18 protein-coding genes are annotated in these 19,024 nt (G+C 58.8%); 9 read left to right on the top strand and 9 right to left on the bottom strand.

Annotation, left to right across the window (positions count from 1 at the left end; translation table 11 throughout):
- Nucleotides 1-18: 18 nt before the first annotated feature.
- Complete coding sequence (locus H1Y61_RS06935) at nucleotides 19-789, bottom strand: 3-hydroxybutyrate dehydrogenase (RefSeq protein WP_180574137.1); 771 nt, start codon at nucleotides 787-789, stop codon at nucleotides 19-21.
- 255 nt (nucleotides 790-1,044) lie between these two features.
- Here H1Y61_RS06935 and glpK point away from each other — a divergent pair, with 255 nt between their 5' ends.
- The 3 genes from glpK (at nucleotide 1,045) to map (ending at nucleotide 4,557) form a co-directional block, all read left to right on the top strand.
- Complete coding sequence (gene glpK / locus H1Y61_RS06940; protein ID WP_174111450.1) at nucleotides 1,045-2,538, top strand: glycerol kinase GlpK; 1,494 nt, start codon at nucleotides 1,045-1,047, stop codon at nucleotides 2,536-2,538.
- 171 nt (nucleotides 2,539-2,709) lie between these two features.
- On the top strand, nucleotides 2,710-3,768 hold the full coding sequence (locus H1Y61_RS06945) for an LLM class flavin-dependent oxidoreductase (RefSeq protein ID WP_174111449.1): 1,059 nt from the start codon (nucleotides 2,710-2,712) through the stop codon (nucleotides 3,766-3,768).
- Between the two features lie 39 nt (nucleotides 3,769-3,807).
- Nucleotides 3,808-4,557: a type I methionyl aminopeptidase gene (gene map, locus H1Y61_RS06950; RefSeq protein ID WP_156555036.1), complete on the top strand. Its 750-nt coding sequence runs from the start codon at nucleotides 3,808-3,810 to the stop codon at nucleotides 4,555-4,557.
- A gap of 48 nt (nucleotides 4,558-4,605) precedes the next feature.
- Here the strand turns inward: map and H1Y61_RS06955 are convergent, their stop codons facing one another.
- Nucleotides 4,606-4,836, bottom strand: a complete 231-nt coding sequence (locus H1Y61_RS06955; RefSeq protein ID WP_060719926.1) for a hypothetical protein — start codon at nucleotides 4,834-4,836, stop codon at nucleotides 4,606-4,608.
- A gap of 198 nt (nucleotides 4,837-5,034) precedes the next feature.
- On the opposite strand from H1Y61_RS06955, the gene H1Y61_RS06960 reads away from it, so the two are divergent.
- Together H1Y61_RS06960 and sbmA are read left to right on the top strand one after the other, a co-directional pair.
- Entirely contained in the window at nucleotides 5,035-6,246 is a 1,212-nt protein-coding gene (locus tag H1Y61_RS06960) for a YbfB/YjiJ family MFS transporter (RefSeq protein ID WP_180574138.1), read from the top strand.
- 169 nt (nucleotides 6,247-6,415) lie between these two features.
- On the top strand, nucleotides 6,416-7,693 hold the full coding sequence (gene sbmA, locus H1Y61_RS06965) for a peptide antibiotic transporter SbmA (protein WP_180574434.1): 1,278 nt from the start codon (nucleotides 6,416-6,418) through the stop codon (nucleotides 7,691-7,693).
- Nucleotides 7,694-7,725: 32 nt separating this feature from the next.
- On the opposite strand, the gene H1Y61_RS06970 is transcribed toward sbmA, so the two are convergent.
- Complete coding sequence (locus tag H1Y61_RS06970; protein ID WP_180574435.1) at nucleotides 7,726-8,697, bottom strand: polysaccharide deacetylase family protein; 972 nt, start codon at nucleotides 8,695-8,697, stop codon at nucleotides 7,726-7,728.
- A gap of 276 nt (nucleotides 8,698-8,973) precedes the next feature.
- Between H1Y61_RS06970 and H1Y61_RS06975 the strand changes: the two genes are divergently transcribed.
- The 3 genes from H1Y61_RS06975 (at nucleotide 8,974) to der (ending at nucleotide 12,066) form a co-directional block, all read left to right on the top strand.
- Nucleotides 8,974-9,552, top strand: a complete 579-nt coding sequence (locus H1Y61_RS06975) for an NnrU family protein (protein WP_180574139.1) — start codon at nucleotides 8,974-8,976, stop codon at nucleotides 9,550-9,552.
- Nucleotides 9,553-9,817: 265 nt separating this feature from the next.
- The gene (locus H1Y61_RS06980) at nucleotides 9,818-10,489 is read left to right on the top strand and encodes a tetratricopeptide repeat protein (RefSeq protein WP_070149034.1); all 672 of its coding nucleotides are present in this window, start codon (nucleotides 9,818-9,820) and stop codon (nucleotides 10,487-10,489) included.
- 152 nt (nucleotides 10,490-10,641) lie between these two features.
- A complete protein-coding gene (der, locus tag H1Y61_RS06985; RefSeq protein WP_180574140.1) occupies nucleotides 10,642-12,066 on the top strand; it encodes a ribosome biogenesis GTPase Der in 1,425 nt (474 codons plus the stop codon).
- Between the two features lies 1 nt (nucleotide 12,067).
- Here der and H1Y61_RS06990 read toward each other — a convergent pair whose 3' ends face one another.
- Nucleotides 12,068-13,135, bottom strand: coding sequence for a glycosyltransferase family 4 protein (locus tag H1Y61_RS06990; protein ID WP_180574141.1), 1,068 nt, complete (start codon nucleotides 13,133-13,135; stop codon nucleotides 12,068-12,070).
- A gap of 276 nt (nucleotides 13,136-13,411) precedes the next feature.
- On the opposite strand from H1Y61_RS06990, the gene bglA reads away from it, so the two are divergent.
- Nucleotides 13,412-15,079, top strand: a complete 1,668-nt coding sequence (gene bglA / locus H1Y61_RS06995) for a beta-galactosidase BglA (protein WP_409363961.1) — start codon at nucleotides 13,412-13,414, stop codon at nucleotides 15,077-15,079.
- A gap of 7 nt (nucleotides 15,080-15,086) precedes the next feature.
- On the opposite strand, the gene H1Y61_RS07000 is transcribed toward bglA, so the two are convergent.
- The 5 genes from H1Y61_RS07000 to H1Y61_RS07020 are packed head-to-tail and all read right to left on the bottom strand — an operon-like array spanning nucleotide 15,087 to nucleotide 18,917.
- Nucleotides 15,087-15,353, bottom strand: coding sequence for a Txe/YoeB family addiction module toxin (locus tag H1Y61_RS07000; protein ID WP_015916781.1), 267 nt, complete (start codon nucleotides 15,351-15,353; stop codon nucleotides 15,087-15,089).
- 3 nt (nucleotides 15,354-15,356) lie between these two features.
- The gene (locus H1Y61_RS07005; protein WP_015916780.1) at nucleotides 15,357-15,620 is read right to left on the bottom strand and encodes a type II toxin-antitoxin system Phd/YefM family antitoxin; all 264 of its coding nucleotides are present in this window, start codon (nucleotides 15,618-15,620) and stop codon (nucleotides 15,357-15,359) included.
- 54 nt (nucleotides 15,621-15,674) lie between these two features.
- Nucleotides 15,675-17,369 (bottom strand): adenine deaminase, encoded by a 1,695-nt coding sequence (gene ade / locus H1Y61_RS07010; protein ID WP_180574142.1) that lies wholly within the window; start codon nucleotides 17,367-17,369, stop codon nucleotides 15,675-15,677.
- A 19-nt stretch (nucleotides 17,370-17,388) separates the two neighbouring features.
- The gene (locus H1Y61_RS07015) at nucleotides 17,389-18,051 is read right to left on the bottom strand and encodes a chloramphenicol phosphotransferase CPT family protein (RefSeq protein WP_180574143.1); all 663 of its coding nucleotides are present in this window, start codon (nucleotides 18,049-18,051) and stop codon (nucleotides 17,389-17,391) included.
- Complete coding sequence (locus tag H1Y61_RS07020; protein ID WP_180574144.1) at nucleotides 18,048-18,917, bottom strand: aldose 1-epimerase family protein; 870 nt, start codon at nucleotides 18,915-18,917, stop codon at nucleotides 18,048-18,050. Before H1Y61_RS07020 ends, H1Y61_RS07015 begins: the two co-directional genes overlap by 4 nt.
- Nucleotides 18,918-19,024: the final 107 nt, after the last annotated feature.

Raw genomic sequence — 19,024 nt, forward strand, 5'->3', positions numbered from 1 at the left:
AGCGATGCGTTGGAAAGATTACTGCGCCGTCCAGCCGCCGTCGATGGATAGGCTGGTGCCGGTGATCTGCTTTGCCGCATCGCTGGCAAGATAGAGTGTCATGGCGGCAATGTCCTCGACGGTGACGAATTCCTTGGTGGCCTGGAGATGCAGCATCACATCCTTGACCTCGCTTTCGGCAATGCCGCGTGCCTTGGCGGTGTCGGGAATCTGCTTTTCCACCAGCGGCGTCAGCACATAGCCGGGGCAGATGGCGTTGACGGTAATGCCGCTTTGCGCCACTTCCAGCGCCACCGACTTGGTCATGCCGAGAATGCCGTGCTTGGCGGTGACATAGGCGGATTTGAACGGCGAGGCGACAAGGCCATGGGCCGAGGCGATATTGATGATCCGCCCATATTTTTTCACCTTCATCGCCGGGATGGCGGCGCGCATGGTGTGGAAGGCGCTGGACATGTTGATGGCGATGATCTGGTCCCATTTGTCGATGGGAAATTCCTCGACGGGAGCGACATACTGAATGCCGGCATTGTTGACGAGAACATCGATGCCGCCGAATTCGGCGATGGCGGTTTCCACCAGTTCGGCGATTTCCTTGGGCTTGGTCATGTCGGCGGGGTGGTAGAGCGCCTTGCCGCCGCCCGCTTCCAATTCCTTGCGGATCGATTCGATTTCACCAAGCGGGCCGAAACCGTTGATCAGCACATTGGCGCCTTCAGCCGCAAAGGCGCGGGCAATGCCAAGCCCGATGCCGCTGGTGGAACCGGTGATAACGACAGTCCTGGTCATGGCGTAACTCCCTGTGCGATGAATTCTTTTGGCGAAGCGGGCGGTTGCGTCGCAGCAAGGTTAAACCTATGCCCAAACCCCTGTCCTATGCAATTGTCCTGTGTCATCACAGAGAGATGAAAGCCGACAACGGATGGGGATGAAGAAACACAGCCCTTATACCTTCGTTTGTTTTTCATTTTCGGTTTTGACTTGGCGTAAAACTTTCGTATCTTGAGATAAGCGAAAGAAAGCGAAAACTCTGGGAGGAGTATCATGGGCGGTTTTGTACTGGCGATTGACCAGGGAACGACGTCGAGCCGTGCCATCGTATTTGATGGGGCGATGCGGATCGTTGGGACCGGCCAAAAGGAATTTCCGCAGATCTTCCCGCAATCGGGTTGGGTGGAGCATGAACCGGACGCCATCTGGGACAGTGTTGTGAGCTCCATTCACGACGCGTTGGCCCGCGCCCGGATCACGGCAGGCGATCTCGCCGCCATCGGTATTACCAACCAGCGGGAAACCGTTGTGGTCTGGGACAAAGACACCGGCAAGCCGATCCACAATGCCATCGTCTGGCAGGATCGCCGCACATCGGCGTTTTGCGAAACGCTGAAGCGCGACGGGCTGGAAGCGACATTTACCAATAAGACCGGCCTGCTGCTCGACCCCTATTTCTCCGGCACCAAACTGTCCTGGTTGCTCGACCATGTCGAGGGTGCTCGCGCCAGGGCAGAGCAAGGTGGCCTGTGCTTCGGCACTGTCGATACCTACCTGATCTGGCGGCTGACGGGCGGTAAAAGCTTCGTCACCGATGCCACCAATGCCTCGCGCACGCTGATTTTCAACATTGCCGAGCATGGCTGGGACGAGGAATTGCTGGCGCTGTTGAACATCCCCGCCGCGATGCTGCCGGACGTGAAGGATTGCGCTGCCGATTTCGGCGTGACCGACACGGCGATATTCGGCGCAGCGGTGCCGATCCTTGGCGTAGCGGGCGACCAGCAGGCCGCCACCATCGGACAGGCCTGCTTTGCGCCAGGCATGGTCAAATCCACCTATGGCACCGGCTGTTTCGCGCTACTCAATACAGGTAGCGACCGGGTGGTTTCGAAAAGCCGTTTGCTGACCACCATCGCCTACCGGATGGACGGCAAGACCACCTATGCGCTGGAAGGCTCGATCTTCATTGCCGGTGCCGCCGTGCAATGGTTGCGCGATGGATTGAAGGTGATTGGTGATGCGGCAGAAACCGGACGGCTGGCGGCTGAAGCTGATCCCGGCCAGCCGGTTTATCTGGTGCCGGCCTTCACGGGTCTCGGCGCGCCTTGGTGGGACCCGGATGCACGCGGCGCGCTGTTTGGCCTGACCCGCAATACCGGACCGGCGGAACTGGCCCGCGCCGCGCTGGAAGCGGTGTGTTACCAGACCCGCGACCTCCTGGATGCCATGCACAAGGATTGGCAAAATGGCGAGGACGATATGGTGCTGCGCGTCGATGGCGGCATGGCAGCCTCGGACTGGACGATGCAGCGGCTGGCCGATTTGCTGGACGCACCGGTTGACCGTCCGTCTGTTATTGAGACGACAGCACTTGGTGCTGCCTTCCTTGCGGCCAGCCGTGTCGGTCTGTGGCCCGGTATGGATGCGTTTGCCCGCGCCTGGGCGCGCGACCATCGGTTTGAGCCGGTCATGGATGCCGAGACTCGCACGGAAAAGCTCAGAGGCTGGCGGGATGCGGTCAGGCGGACGCTGACGGCGGTTTGATGTCTCTCTTAAGCTGAATCCAGCGCGCCTTATATATCCTTGATTTTAAGAGTTAAAACATCGCTCTTCAGATTTTGATTCACATTCGTTGAACGCTGCGTTTTCGTCCCAGGGTTTGCCAAGGTCGGACTTTGCACTTATCTGCGTGACGAACAACTGAGGATGTGACCCATGGAACTTGGCCTTTACACCTTCGCGGATGTGGACCCTGCGGCACCCAACAAAGGGCTGGAGGCCAAGCGGCGGGTGGATAATCTGCTGGAGGAAATCCGGCTGGCGGACGAAGTGGGGCTGGATGTCTTCGGCCTTGGCGAACACCACCGGCCCGATTACATGGCGTCATCGCCTGCGACCATTCTGGCGGCGGCGGCTGTGCAGACCAAAAATATTCGCCTGACCAGTGCGGTATCGGTTCTCAGCTCCGATGATCCGGTGCGGGTGTTCCAGCAATTTGCCACCGTCGATCTGCTGTCGAACGGGCGGGTGGAGATGATGGCCGGGCGCGGCTCCTTCATCGAAAGCTTTCCATTGTTCGGCTATGATCTTGATGATTATGATCTTTTGTTTGCCGAAAAGCTGCAATTGCTGATGGAGATCCGCGACAACGAAATCGTCACCTGGGAAGGTGAGACCCGCAAGCCGATCCAAGGTCGTGGCGTCTATCCGCGCCCCTTGCAGGACCCGCTACCGCTGTGGATCGCGGTCGGTGGTACGCCGCAATCGGTGGCGCGGGCCGGCTATCTCGGCCTGCCGCTGGCCATTGCCATCATCGGCGGTGAACCGCGCCGCTTTGCACCGCTGGTCGATCTCTACCGGCAGAGCGGGGCGAAGGCCGGGGTCGATCCTTCCGCCTTGAAAACCTCGATCAATGTGCATGGCTTCATCCACGACACGACGCAATCGGCGGCCGATATCTTCTACGCACCGCAGGCCGAAGTCATGGACCGGATTGGCCGGGAGCGCGGCTGGGGGCCGGGCAATCGTGCCCAGTATGACGCAATGCGCGGGCCGCATGGGGCACTGTTCGTCGGGGACCCGGAGGCGGTGGCCGAAAAGATCGTCGCCCATCACGCCCTGTTCAAAAACGACCGCTTCCTGCTGCAAATGGCCATCGGTCCTATGCCGCACAAGGATATCATGCGCGGTATCGAGCTTTATGGCACCAAGGTTGCGCCATTGGTGCGGCAAGAGCTTGGCCATGACTTGACGCCGGTCGGGGCGGGGGCGTAAGCAGCGGCAAAATCCGCAAACGCTCATGAAAGTCCCAGAATGATCATCTCCAGCGACGAGGAACTCCAGCACTTGAAGGAGATCGGCCATCTCTGCGCGCTGGCGGTGAAAACCATGGGTGCGGCGCTGGAGCCGGGCATTACCACCCGCGAACTAGACCTGATTGGCCGCAAGATACTGGAAGACAATGGCGCGCAGTCAGCCCCGGAATTCTGCTATCAGTTTCCCGGTGCCACCTGCATCAGTGTCAACGAGGAAGTGGCCCATGGCATTCCCGGCGACCGGGTGATTGCCCGCGGCGATCTTGTCAATATTGATGTCTCCGGCGTCAAGAACGGGTTTTTCGGTGATACCGGCTCATCCTTCATCGTGCCGCCGGGCAAGCCGAAGATCGAAAAGCTGCTGCGTGACGGCAAGCGGGCGCTGTTTCTCGGCGTCACCCAGGTCAAGACCGGCGCGCCCTTTGCCAGTATCGGCCAGGCCATCGGTGCTTTTGCCGCCAAGAACCGCTATACCCTGATTGCCAACCTTGCCAGCCACGGCATTGGCCGCGAGCTGCATGAGGAACCGCGCGAGCTGTCCACCTGGGCCGACCCGGATGAAACAAGAATCATGCAGGAAGGCCAGGTCTTCACCATCGAGCCTTTCCTGTCGCTGGGCGGTCAATGGGCCGAGGATGGCGATGACCCCTGGACGCTCTACAGCGACCCGAAAGCGCCGACCGTGCAGTTCGAGCATACGGTGGTGGCAACTCGCAATGGGCCGCTGATTTTGACGATGGTGGAGTGAGACCAAAAGTCATTTCAATGACTTTTCGTCGTCCATTCAGATATGGCGTCAGCTCGCAAAGCTGACAGCAACGCCCTTTTTCTTGAAATAGGCCTGCATGATCTTGCGGCCCTGACGATTCGGCTGTGCCAGCTTTGCCGCCTCAAACACGGCTTCTTTCGCACCTTCGCGGGCCATGGCGGCCTTGAGAGCGGCGATATGCACATCGATCTCCTCGTTATCATTGTTGATCGAGGTGTAGATATTGTCGATGGCTTGTTGCAGGCTGAGGTCGCTCATAATGCACTCCTTGGAATTTTCTCCCTCCACTAGCGATTTTTGCGATTTCAGCAAGCTTTAGCGATCAGAAACTGTCGGCTTGAAGCACGACCGAGCGTTTTTTAGGATGGTGGGGAACCCGGGTGTCCCTATTTCCTTTGATGGCTCAATCAGTATTTTTGGTTTGTGGGGCCAAAGCGGCGGTGCGATAAGCAGGCCATGACGATCACGCCCTCCCGACATGCCAATCTTCCCTTCACCGCCCTTGCCGGTGCGCTGGCGCTGGCTGCGGCCATGGGCTTTGGCCGGTTTTCCTTCACCCCCATTCTGCCGGGGATGATGACAGATCTCCATCTCGTCCCCGCCGATGCGGGCCTGATCGCGGCGGCGAATTTCCTCGGCTATCTCTTGGGAGCCGTGCTGGCCGGTCAGGGTTGGGCGGCAGGGCGCGAAAGGTTGATTGCGCTGTCTTCGCTTTTGGCCACCAGCCTGCTTCTGGCCGCCATGGCGCTGACGCAGCATGTGGGAATGTTCATGGTCATCCGCTTTCTGTCAGGCGTGGCAAGTGCCTTCGCGATGATCTTCACGAGTTCGATTGTGCTTGCCCATATCGGTGCCCATGCCAGCGTCCATGGTCGAGAATATGCGCAATCCACGCATTTTGGCGGGGTGGGCCTGGGGATCGCCGCGTCGTCCCTGATGGTCTATGCATTGCCGCACCTATTTGGGCCGCACCTGTTTGGCACCTCCGCCTCCGCAGGGTGGCGGCTGGACTGGCTGGCCGGGGCGGGACTGACCTTTGTTGTCTTCCTTGTCGTCAGCCTGCTTTTGCCACGGGTGCGCAAAACTGAGGTGAGGGCCGAGCAGGAGCCGCCGCTTTCCTGGGGCAGGCCATTTCTTTTGTTGTTTGCTTCCTACGGCCTGTTCGGCTTCGGCTATGTGGTGACGGCCACGTTCATCGTCACCATGGCCCGCATGGCCAATGCGGGGCCGGTGGCGGAATTTCTGGCGTGGTTTCTGGCGGGCATCATGGCGGCGGCCTCGCTGTTTGTCTGGCGTCCAGTGCTGGACAGGCTTGGACTGGCGGGCGCCTACAGCCTTGCCCTGCTTCTGGCAGCCATAGGGGTTTTTGCCTCGGTTGGATTGCCGGGCATGGCCGCTCCGCTGGTAGGAGCGGCTCTTCTCGGCTTTACCTTCATGACGATCACCGCCTATGGCCTGCGCCTGGCCAGAACCCTTGCGCCAGCCAGTCCCCGCAAGGCGCTGTCGATCATGACGGCGGCTTTCGGCGTCGGGCAGACGATTGGACCTCTGGTCGCCGGTTGGCTTGCCGCCATCAGCGGCAGCTTCGCGCTGCCAAGCCTCGTTGCCGGCGCTGTATTGCTTGTCAGCCTCATTCTGGCCGCAAGCCTGTGGAGAAAGACGGTCTGATGACCTTTGCAGCGATTACAAATCGTTAAGGTGGTATTCCGCCCATTGCTGCACTGCGGCTTCTGGCATAGTTTGCCGCGCTACAGCATCGGACCGAAAGTTAAGAACCGGTTTTTTGCACGATGCTATAAAGACGGCCACGACCATATCTTCAGGAAAGCGAGACCCCGTGTTTCACTCATTCTTCCCCAAGCCGAAATTGTTATTTAGCAGTGCGATCGTATGGACGCTTGTCTGTATCTTCGGCTGGTATCTTTATGCGGCAGGTTTGGGTGATCGTCTTGGGTTTGCGGGACCTGCTGACGGTCAGGAGCCGTTCGATCTCACCTATTTCCTGATGCCGAGTAATCTCTGGTTCTACGGCTATTTCGCCCTGTGTTTGGCGATCTTCGGCGGTTTCTGGCATATCAAGGAAAATGACCATCCTTGGAAGATCTGGTCGATATGGGGATCGATCCTGATTATCTGCGTGACCTATTTCGGGGTGCAGATTTCGGTGGTTATCAACAACTTCAGGCGTCCGTTCGGTGATCTGCTTCAGAATGCGCTTGCGCAGAAGCCTGGCATCACCGTCTGGAATTTTTACGATCTTCAGATTGTTTTCGTGAAGATCGCCTTTCTCAGCATGTTTGTCTCTATCCTGACGGACTTCTTCACCAGCCATTATATTTTCCGCTGGCGCACGGCGATGAACAATTTCTACATGTCGAAGTGGGAAAAGCTGCGCCATATCGAGGGTGCTTCGCAGCGTGTTCAGGAAGACACGATGCGCTTCTCCAGTACACTTGAAGGACTTGGAATAACACTCATCAACTCCGTGATGACATTGGTGGTATTTCTACCAATCCTGTTTTCTCTATCATCCTATGTCAGTGAGTTGCCGATAATTGGCGAAATTCCTCATGCACTGTTCTGGCTCGCTTTGTTCTGGTCGGCCTTCGGTACTGTTCTCTTGGCTGTTGTCGGCATCAAATTGCCGGGTCTGAATTTCCGCAATCAGCGTGTTGAAGCGGCCTATCGCAAAGAACTCGTTTACGGAGAAGATCACGCTGACCGGGCCCAACCACTTACGGTAAAAGAGTTGTTTGGCAACGTTCGGAAAAACTATTTCCGGATGTATTTTCACTACCTCTATTTTAACGTCGCGCGTTATTTTTATATTCAGGCCGACGCGGTTTTTTTGCTGACCATGCTAGTGCCAACGATTGTTGCCGGTAAAATTACCTATGGTATCTACCAGCAGATTGCCACAGCCTTTGGCCAGGTCAGCAACTCTTTCCAATATCTTGTGACCTCTTGGACAACGATCATCGAACTGCTGTCCATCCACAAGCGCCTGAAAGCCTTTGAGGCGGCCATCGACGATCAGCCGTTGCCTGACATCGATCAGCGTTATTTGGCGCGGGAAGAGACGGATGGCGAGATTGCGGCTGATAAGCCCTACTGATCAGGCCCTCCTGATCAGGGGTGACTTTCCCCCTAAAACGAAGACCCGGCCGGATTTTTCCGGCCGTTCTGTTTTTGCAATATCGCCACAGCTTGCGAATAGCTGACGCAAGCGACATCCTCGCGGTGGCAGACATCCGTGACCAGCCGCTCCATCGCCCGCCAATAGGCGCCGCCGTTCATCAACACGAAGTGGAAGCCGAACTGTACAGGTTTGCGGTCGCCACTATATTGCGCCTCAAAGGCGGTTTTGAAGGCCTGATAGGTGCGTTCCTCAAATTCGGCGCTTTTCGACGGGTTATCGAAGCCCGCAGAATGGCGCACGAACATATTGTAATCCATGCCGATGATCGGGCGGTTGCCCGGTCCTTCCGCAATCAGCGGCAGGCCGAAACGGGTGAGAGTGCCGTCCTGTTCGGGCTCTTGCGGACCTTTGGTGACAAGGCTGGCGTCATAGAGAAAACCAGCCTGCTTTTCAGCCTCGGCCATGCCTTTGCTGGTCGAGAGATAGGCTGCGCGAAAGCCCTTGATGCCGGTCTTGACGAACGCCTGCCAGCCCTCCGGCTCCTTGTCAGCCACGCCATTCTTTTTCCAGGCCCCGGCCAAGACGGTTTTGAAGGTCGAAAATTCGGTTAGCCAGTCCGCTTTGCTCCAGTCCTTGCCGTCGAAATGACCGCAGGCATGGCTGGAAATGTCGTGACCGGCGAGGTGGGCGCCCCAGATATGCTCTAGCCTTGCCGCAGCATCGGCCTCGTCAGGGGCAAAGCCGACATTGGACTTGCCGGGCTTTTGGCCTGGCGCTTGATAGGCTTTCGAGGCGGGGCCTCTGGCAATCAGCGTGGTGCAGGACAGAAAATAGGTGAAATGCGCATTGGCCCGGCTGGCGATCTCGCCGCTGCGCTCCCACAGCCGGTTATCGGCGGCACCATCGAAGGAAATCAGCAGCAATTGCTTGGGCTTTTGCGGCGCGTCAGCCGCGTTCTGGGCAATGGCGATGCCCGGCATGCAGAGCGCGGCCAGCAGGGTTCGAAGCGATGAGGAGAAAAGCGGGCGAAACGGTGCCAAACGAACAACCTTGTTGTGAATATTTGCCGCTTCCTGGCGGGCAAATGCGGCGAAGCTTTGATCGAGCTTGTGGCTTATCGCGTTCGGTTCTTTGCCATTTGGCCGCTGCGTCCCCGGCATTTTTGGGAGTTTATCGCTATCCCCCCAGATTATGCAGGCTGGTAAAGACGAAGCCGAGCGGCTATCTCTATGCTCTCTCATTCGCGGGGATTTTTTATGCTTATTCTTGTTCTCGGTCTGTTGTTTTTTACATTGGTGCATCTCACCCGGACGATTGCGCCGGGCTTTCGCGATTCCATGGTGGCCCGCCTCAGCCTGAACGGCTGGAAGTCGCTGTTTTCAGTCCTGTCTCTGCTGGGCATAGCCATTATTGCCTATGGCTACAGTATCGCGCCAATCGTCAATGTCTGGTTTCCACCGGCTGGCATGACCCATCTGACCTTGACCCTGATGGTCATCGCGATGATCTGTCTGGTGGCCAGCCTGCTCCCGGCTGGCCGTATCGCTGCAAAAACCAAGCATCCCATGGTTCTCTCTGTGAAAATCTGGGCGCTGGCGCATCTGCTGTCGAATGGCGACCTGCGCTCAATCCTGCTGTTCGGCTGGTTGCTGGCCTGGGGCGTCATCCTGCGGATTTCGCTGAAGCGCCGGGAGCGGGCAGGCCTGCTGGTGCGCGCACCGTTCGTGTCGGCCAAATACGATATCTATGCCGTGGTCATCGGTCTGGTCGCTTACGTCGCTATCCTCCTCAAGCTGCATGAAGTGCTGATTGGCGTCTCGCCGCTGCCGATGTAATCGCGCTTTTTGATGGGGAGATGGGTGTTTTGCCCTTCTCCCCCTTACATCGGCGCAAAAATCGGGTAGAAGGCCACATCGTCCATCCCAGAATAGTCACTGGCGGGCTGCAAATGGCAATTTCTGTGTTTACCTAGGCTCACGTACGTTGAGTACGCTCCGCTCCGGTTCTCGAAATCACCATTTTCGCCACGCCATCGCCAATTCTGGACCGGACGATGGCAAGCGTAAACGATGATACAGGCCCAGATATCCGGACAATGTAATGGCAAATCAGAACGACAGCTTTATCCGCGAAGTCAATGACGAGCTTCGCTCCGAACAGATGCGCCGTTTCTGGCGGCGTCTGGGGCCAGTGTTCATTGGCATTGCCGTGTTGATCGTGGTGGGCACCGCCGGATACCGGCTTTATGATTATTACACGGACGACCGTGCCTCCAAGTCCGGCGACCGCTTTCTGGCAGCGACCAAGCTGGCGACAGATGGCAAGAATGATCAGGCGCTGAGTGATCTGCAAGCCCTCGAAAAAGACGGGTTCGGTGCCTATCCGGTGCTGGCGAAGCTTCGGGCGGCCTCCCTCATGGCGGAGAAGGGCGATGCCAAAGCGGCCATCGACGCCTTCACTGCCATCGGTAAGGATAACAGCGTTCCGCAGGTGATCCGCGATGTCGCCCATATCCGTGCCGCCTGGTTGCTGATCGATAACGGCACCTATGAACAGGTGTCCGCCGAGGTTGAAGCGCTGGCGGTTCCGGGCCAGGGCCTGCGCCATTCCGCCCGTGAAGCGCTCGGTCTTGCCGCCTATAAGGCTGGCCAGATGGAACGCGCCCGTGAATGGTTCCAGCAGATCACCGAGGACAGCGAGGCACCGCGCAACGTGGCCAATCGCGCCCAGATCATGCTGGACAATATCGCTGCCGCCGGAAAGGCGTCCTAATACTTTCAAGGGTTTTTGGCGGGATTTTTCGCCGCCGCCCGACATGCCATCACGCATCGGATCGAAAACCGCTTCACAGGTTTCGCTCCGATGCGCTACTGTTTTAAAGTCCGCTTGAAGACGGGCTGGATATAACCGGATACCAGATTATCATGAGCTTTACCGTCGCCATCGTCGGACGTCCCAATGTCGGCAAGTCCACCTTGTTCAACCGCCTGGTTGGCAAAAAGCTGGCGCTTGTCGATGACACGCCGGGCGTGACCCGCGACCGGCGGCCCGGTGAGGCCAAGCTGGTGGACCTGCGCTTCCACATCGTCGATACCGCCGGTCTTGAAGAAGCAGGCGCAGACACGCTGGAAGGCCGGATGCGCGCCCAGACCGAAATCGCCATCGACGAGGCCGATCTGTCGCTGTTCGTGGTCGATGCGAAAATGGGCCTGACCCATGTGGACAAGGCGCTGGCCGATATGCTGCGCAAGCGCGGCAAGCCGGTGGTGCTGGTGGCCAACAAGTCCGAAGCCCGTGGTTCGGATGGCGGTTTTTACGACGCCTTCACGCTTGGGCTTGGCGAGCCGGTGCCGATTTCCGCCGAACACGGTCAGGGGATGATCGACCTGCGCGACGCCATTGTTGAGGCTATCGGCGTGGATCGCGCCTTTCCCGAAGACGATGACGATGTGGCCGAGACCGATATCGTCCTCAGGCCCACCGTCGAGGGTGAGGATGACGAAGAAGATCTGGCCTATGACGACACCAAGCCGCTGCGCGTTGCCATTGTCGGACGCCCGAATGCCGGAAAATCAACGCTGATCAATCGCTTCCTGGGCGAGGACCGGTTGCTGACCGGCCCGGAAGCCGGGATTACTCGCGATTCGATTTCGGTCGAATGGGACTGGCGTGGCCGCACCATCAAGATGTTCGACACGGCAGGCATGCGCCGCAAGGCGCGGGTGATCGAGAAGCTGGAAAAGCTGTCGGTGGCCGATACATTGCGCGCCATCCGCTTTGCCGAAACCGTGGTCATCGTGTTTGACGCCACCATTCCTTTTGAAAAGCAGGATATCCAGATTGTCGATCTGGTACTGCGCGAAGGGCGCGCCGCGGTGCTGGCCTTCAACAAATGGGATCTGGTGGAAGATCCCCAGGCGGTGCTGGCCGAGCTGCGGGAAAAGACCGAACGGCTCCTGCCGCAGGCGCGCGGCATTCGCGCCGTGCCGATGGCTGGCCAGACCGGTTATGGCCTTGAAAAGCTGATGCAATCGATCATCGACACCGACATGGTGTGGAACAAACGGATCTCGACCGCCAAGCTCAATCGTTGGCTGGACAGTGTCCAGACCCAGCATCCGCCACCGGCGGTTTCCGGTCGCCGGTTGAAGCTGAAATACATGACCCAGGTCAAGGCCCGCCCGCCAGCCTTCATGATTTCCTGCACCAGGCCCGATTCCGTGCCGGAAAGCTATATCCGCTACCTCACCAACGGCTTGCGCGCCGATTTCAACATGCCGGGCGTGCCGATCCGTATCCATCTGAAGGCGGCGGAAAACCCGTTCGAGAATAAGCGGAAAAGACGCTGATTCAACTTTCCAAGGCCTGGTTGATTGCTTTCTTCCGCCGCATCAACATCCGCCAGCGCCCCTGCGTTTTGGCCTCGATGACATTGTCGAGGAACTGACGGGTGGCGGAGGCCCAGGAATAGGTTTCCGCCAAGGCTCTGGCATGGCTGCGAGAGCAGTTCAGTGCTTCAAGGCAGGCGGTTTTCAAGTCGTCATTGAGCGCGCCAGCCTTTGGATCAGAGATGATGTCGATCGGTCCGGTGACGGGAAAGCCCGCCACGGGTACGCCGCAGGCCAGTGCTTCCAAGATCGTATTGCCGAATGTGTCGGTTTTCGAGGGAAACACGAAAACATCGGCCTGCGCATAGGCACTCGCCAGCTCGGCGCCGAATTTGACGCCGGTAAACAGCACATCAGGATAGCGTTCCGCCAATTCGGCGCGGGCAGGGCCATCGCCCACCACCACTTTCGAACCCGGCAGGTCGAGATCGAGAAAGGCCGGCAGGTTTTTCTCCACCGCGACCCGGCCAACCGTCATGAAGATCGGGCGGGGCAGGCCGAAGGGATCTGCCTCAAGCGGCTGCGGGTGGAATAGTTCGGTATCGATTCCCCGGCTCCAGAGCCGCAGATTGCCGATCTTGCGGCCTTCCAGCTCTCGTTTCAGGCTTTCGGTCGCTACCATGCACGCGCCACCGGCGCGGTGAAACCAGCGCACATAGGCATAGAGCAGCGAAAGCGGCAATGGCAGCCGGGCCGCGACATATTCGGGAAACCGGGTGTGATAGCTGGTGGAAAAGGCGAGGCCCTGGCTCAGGCACCAGCGCCGCGCCAACAGACCCAGCGGCCCTTCGGTGGCGATATGGATCAGGTCCGGGCGGCTTTGCTTGATCGCGGCGGCAATGCGCCACGGGCTGGCCAGCGACAGGCGGATTTCCGGGTAGGTCGGCATGGGCAGGCTGCGATAGTCCGCAGGCGTCACCATGGTGACGGTAACGCCCATCCTGGTCAGTTCGGCATTGGTGTTTTCAATGGAGCGCACCACGCCATTCACCTGCGGATGCCAGGCATCGGTCACGATTGTCAATCTCATCGCGCGTGCTCCTCGATCCGATGCGGTGCTCAACGCACAGGTAGCGTTATCCCGCTTGAAATGCTCCCCCGGCGAAACGGGAGCCTGCTATCGGGTGCCATTTCGCCGGGGAATCACGCAGAAGCCCCCGCCACTGTCCTTGGGCTTATGGGCCAGCATTGTAACAAAGGAATGAAGGTGGATTGATCGCTGGACTTGACCATTGCCACTGGTCATCACGGCATCGAACCCTATAGTCTTGAAGATGCCGAATTTTTTGAGCAGAGGATGGGCCAGATGCCGACCAAAACTGATCGAGCCAGCAAAACCGCAGTGAAAGCAGGGGGTGATTGGTGGCGCGGCGCGGTTATTTATCAGGTCTATCCACGCTCGTTTCAGGACACGACAGGCGATGGCATCGGCGACATCAAGGGCATAACCCAGCGCTTGCCCTATATCGCCTCGCTGGGTGTCGATGCCATCTGGCTGTCGCCGTTCTTCACCTCGCCCATGGCCGACATGGGCTATGACGTCTCGGACTATTGCGATGTCGATCCGATGTTCGGCACACTTGCCGATTTCGACGCGATGATGACCAAGGCGCATGATCTCGGCCTGAAAGTGATTATCGACCAGGTAATTTCTCATACATCCGACCAGCACCCCTGGTTCATTGAGAGCCGCGCCAGCCGCAACAATCCCAAAGCCGACTGGTATGTCTGGGCCAATGCCAAGCCGGATGGCACCGCGCCGAGCAATTGGCTATCGGTGTTCGGCGGCCCGGCCTGGGAATGGGATGGGGTGCGCAAGCAATATTACATGCATAATTTCCTTGGCTCGCAGCCGGATCTGAATTTCCACAATCCGCAGGTGCAGCAGGCGGTGCTGGACGCCACCCGTTTCTGGCTGGAGCGCGGCGTGGATGGTTTCCGGCTGGATACCGTGAATTATTATTTTCATGACAAGGAATTGCGCAACAACCCGCCACATGCGCCAGACAGCGGCGATGCCGGGCTCGATGCGCCGGATGTCAATCCCTACGGCATGCAGGAGCATCTGCACGACAAGACCCAGCCGGAAAATATTGGCTTCCTGCAAAAACTGCGGGCGCTGCTGGATGAATATCCAGACCGTACCACGGTCGGCGAGGTGGGCGATGGCGCGCGGTCTTTGAAAACCGTGGCCGCCTATACCAGCGGCGGCGACAAGCTGCATATGTGCTACACATTCGATCTGCTGGGGCCGCATTTCACGCCCACGCATATTCGCGATTGCGTCACCTCCTTCCAATCCATGGTTAGGGATGGCTGGGTGTGCTGGGCCTTTTCCAACCATGACGTGGTGCGCCATGTGTCGCGCTTTGCCCAGGGGCCGGAAGAGATGCCGCAGGTGGCCAAGCTCGCCATCAGCATTCTTGCCAGTTTGCGCGGCTCGATCTGCCTTTATCAGGGCGAGGAACTCGGCCTGCCGGAGGCGGATCTTGCCTTTGAAGACCTGCGTGATCCCTATGGCATCCGCTTCTGGCCGGCCTTCAAGGGCCGCGACGGATGCCGCACGCCGATGGTCTGGGAAAAAGCCAAGGCGCAGGCCGGTTTTACCAGCGGCAAACCATGGCTGCCGGTTCCGCCGGAGCAGCAGGCCTTGTCGGTGGACGGTCAGGACAAGGACAAGAACTCGGTGCTCAATCACTACCGGAGAATGCTGGCCTTCCGCAAAGACCACCCGGCTTTGCGCGATGGGACGATGTCCTTCCTTGAGATCAACGAGGATGTGCTGGCTTTTCTGCGCGAGCAGAACGGCGACAAACTGCTGTTCGTCTTCAACATGCGGCGCGGACCGCAGGAAGTTCGCCTGCCGGAGCACATGACGGTGAAGGATGTCATCGCTTTTCCAGATGCCCGCAGCACCTATGAAAAGGGCGTGATTACGCTTGATGCGCTGGACGGTTTTTGCGCGCGGGTGTGACAGTTTTTCAATAATGATAGCGGCATTGCGCTACGATCAGCACCTGATCGCTATCCTGACCTTTCACCGCATAAACCAGGCGGTGTTCCTGGCTGATGCGGCGTGACCAGAAGCCTTTAAACTGGCCTTTCAGTGGCTCTGGCTTGCCAATGCCGGAAAAGGGATGGCGTTTGGTGTCCTTTAGCAGGGCATTGATCCGCTGCGCCGTTTTGGGATCGGTTTCCTGCCAGAAGCAGTAATCTTCCCAGCCTTCATCTGTAAAGGCGACCAGCATGGATCAGGCGTCATCCAGATCAGGGAGGTGGCGCGGGGAAAAGCGGCCTGCTTCTATCGCCTGTTTCGCCTTCAGCAGACGGCTGGCATTGGCTGGCGAGGAGAGGAGATGCAGAGTTTCCACCATGCTCTCATATTCTTCCTTGCTCATCAGCACGGCAGAGGGCTTGTCCCGGCGCACGATCTCCACCGCCGAGGCATCCTCGTTCACCTTGTCGAGCAGCCCGGCCAGTTCGGCCCGGGCTTTGGAAAAAAACACCGTATCCATCAGGATCTCCCACTTGTACTGAATATAGTACAAGTCGAAGGTCGGTGCAATCACTCACCCAATCAGCATGAACTTATCGACATCCACCATGCCCTTGTCGGAAATTTTCAAATGCGGGATGACCGGCAGCGGCAGGAAGGCGACCTGCAAAAACGGTTCCTGCAAGGTGGTGCCAAGCGCGTAAGCCGCTTTTCGCAGTTCATGGAGAGTGTCGCGCACGCTCTCGAACGGCTCAAGGCTCATCAGGCCCGCGACGGGCAGGGGGATTTCGCCTGTCACCTTGCCGTCTTCCACCACCACGAAGCCGCCCTTGATGTCGGAGAGGCGGTTGGCGGCCATGGTCATGTCGTCTTCGGAGACGCCGACCACGCAGATATTGTGGCTGTCATGGCCGACGGTGGAGGCGATGGCACCCTTTTTCAGCCCGAAGCCCTGCACGAAGCCATTGGCATGGTTGCCATTCTTGCCATGACGCTCGATGACGGCGACCTTGATGATGTCGCGGTCGAGATCGACGCTGGTCTGGTTGCCGGAGGCGGGCAGGCGGTAGCGGCGGTATTCGGTGATGATCTTGCCCGGCAACACGCCCATGACAGGCACTTCTCCGTCACTGACCGGCACGGCAAAATCGGCTGACTTGACGATCCGGGCCTTGACGCTGTTGAGGCCCACCGGGGCAACCGGCTCGCGGGTGGCAAACAGCGCATCGGTGACACGGCGGCCAGCAGAGAAGACGGTCTCGGCCTTGCAGTTTTCCAGACTGTCCACCACCACCAGATCGGCCCGCCAGCCGGGGGCGACCAGGCCGCGATCCCGCAGGCCAAAGGCGCGGGCAGCAGAAATCGAGGCGGCGCGGTAGATTGCCAGCGGCTCGACACCATGGGCAATTGCCGTGCGGATCATGTAATCCAGATGGCCTTGTTCAGCGATATCCAGCGGGTTGCGGTCATCGGTACAGAGCGCCAGAAATGGCGAGAGCCGCTCGGTTATGATTGGCATCAGGGCGTGCAAATCCTTGGAAACCGAGCCTTCGCGCACCAGAATATGCATGCCCTTGCGGATCTTCTCCAGCGCTTCTTCCGCCGTGGTGCATTCGTGCTCGGTGCGAATACCCGCCGACAGATAGCCATTCAGGTCATTGCCACGCAGCAGCGGCGCATGACCATCGATATGGCCGCCCTGAAAGGCCTCCAGCTTGGCCATGCAGATCGGGTCTTTATGGATCACGCCGGGAAAATTCATGAATTCGGCAAGGCCGATCACCTTCGGGTGGTCGCGGAACGGCAAAAGCCGCTCGATGGGCAGGTCCGCGCCCGAGGTTTCCAGATGGGTGGCGGGCACGCAGGAGGACAGCTGCACACGGATATCCATGATGGTTGCCAGCGCCGATTCCAGGAAGAACTCGATGCCTTCGGTGCCCAGTACATTGGCGATTTCATGGGGATCGCAGATCACTGTGGTGACGCCGTAAGGCAGCACGCAGCGGTCGAATTCATGCGGCGTGACCAGAGAGCTTTCAATATGCAGATGCGTGTCGATAAAGCCCGGCACGACGATCTTGCCAGAAATGTCCATTTCCTCGCGGCCCTGGTAGGTTCCGCAGGTGCCGACAATGGTATCGCCACAGATGGCGATATCGCTTTCCACCAGATCACCGGTGACGAGATCAAAAAACCGGCCGCCTTTCAGCACGATATCTGCGGTTTCGCGGCCGACGCCCTGGTCGATACGGCGTTCCAATGGGCTCATGGATGTGGCTCCTTCGGTCTCAGGTCTGGATGAGCGACAAACGCCGCTCGAAAAAGCTGGGGCTTGGGCGATCTTTACCCAGCACCGTCAGAATCTCTCTAGCACAATCTTCCGGTGTCTTGTCTGTGGTATCGACGTCCAGATCATAGGGGCCATGCTCATGCACAGCCATTTGCCAGCGTTGCACGGGTTCCGGCACTGGATCGTTTGTTGAGCCCTGTAAATAGCTGACTGCGCTATTGGTTGGTGAGGCGGCCCGGCGGACCATGATTGTCGTGAGCGCGCAATGAACACCGATGAACAGCACCGGCAGGCCAGCCAGTCGCCGCGCACAATCATCCAGGATATGCAGAGGCCGCGAATAGGCCTGGTGATAGCCCGCATCGACCACCACATTGATCCCGAGCCGGCTATGGGCGGCAATCGTTTCATGCAGGGCAGCATATAGCTGCTGCACGACCGCTTCTTTTTCCGGGTGCTCGCCGCCGGGCCGCAAGCCGATGCCGGGCCTGTGCCTCTCGCTGATCGTGGCCATCTGTACGTCAACGCCGAGATTGACCCAAAGGCCCGGAAAGCTGTCCAGCACCACCTTTGCAATGCTGGACTTACCGGACCGCGGGGCGCCGTTCAGGATCAGGATCTGTCCCGCAGGCTCCACCTCTCCGTTTGTGTTCAGCCTCACGCCTCGACGGTCACGGTAAAGCCGTGGCGGGCGCTGTCGCCGGGAGCGAGTATGACGGTATAGGGCCGTTCAACCAGCTCTCCACTTTTGCCGTGGCGGGCGGCCATGCCGTGCCAGGGCTCGATGCAAATGAAGGGCGCGCCGGGCTTTTGCCAGAGTGCCAGATTGGGCAGGTTTTCAAAGTGGAAATGCAGGCTGGCCGCATCCTCGGCGCGATAGGTCAACTTCGTTCCAGCACCCTCGGGAAAGATCATCGCATCTTCCTCGAACTGGCTCTTGTCCAGCACCAGCCGTCCGGCGTGGAAAGGCGAGGGGCGGGCTTCCTCGGCCAGCAAGCCGCCGCCCAGCCGTAGCAGGGGTGGTTCTGCGCCATTGTCCAGCGTGATCGTATGCGGCTTGCCATCCGCCCCCGGCAAGGGCCAGAGAAAAGCCGGGTGGAAACCGAGGCCATAGGGCATGGGCGTGTCGCTACGATTGCTGACCGTCGCGGCAACCGTCAGCGCCGCACCGTGCAGCCGGTGTTCCAGCACCAGCGAAAAATTGAAAGGATAAGCGGCTTTCGTTTCATCATCGGCGGTCAGTTCGTGGCGACAGACATCGGCTCCGGCCTCCAGCAGCGTAAACTCGCGGCGTCGGGCAATACCATGCTGTGCCATGGCATAGGGCTTGCCATCGATCAGCAGCGTATCGTCCGCGGCCTTGCCAACAATCGGAAACAGAATGGGCGAACGCCCGCCCCAATAGGCCGCATCGCCATGCCAGAGCAGCGATTGGCCGTCTTTTGTGCGAAGGGACTGCATCTCCGCGCCAAGCGAGGAGATCTGCACGGTAAGCTGGTCATTGCCGATCTCGGTCAGTGTGGGCATGGGCATGTCTCTCGTGGGCTGGACGTGGGCTGGAATAGTCATGCGTGGTGATGTCGGGAAAATTTATGCAATGCAGAAACGTATACGAAGAGGTATGGCGAGAACTT

The sequence above is a fragment of the Agrobacterium vitis genome, from assembly GCF_013426735.1.
GTDB classification, from domain to species: Bacteria; Pseudomonadota; Alphaproteobacteria; order Rhizobiales; family Rhizobiaceae; genus Allorhizobium; species Allorhizobium vitis_D.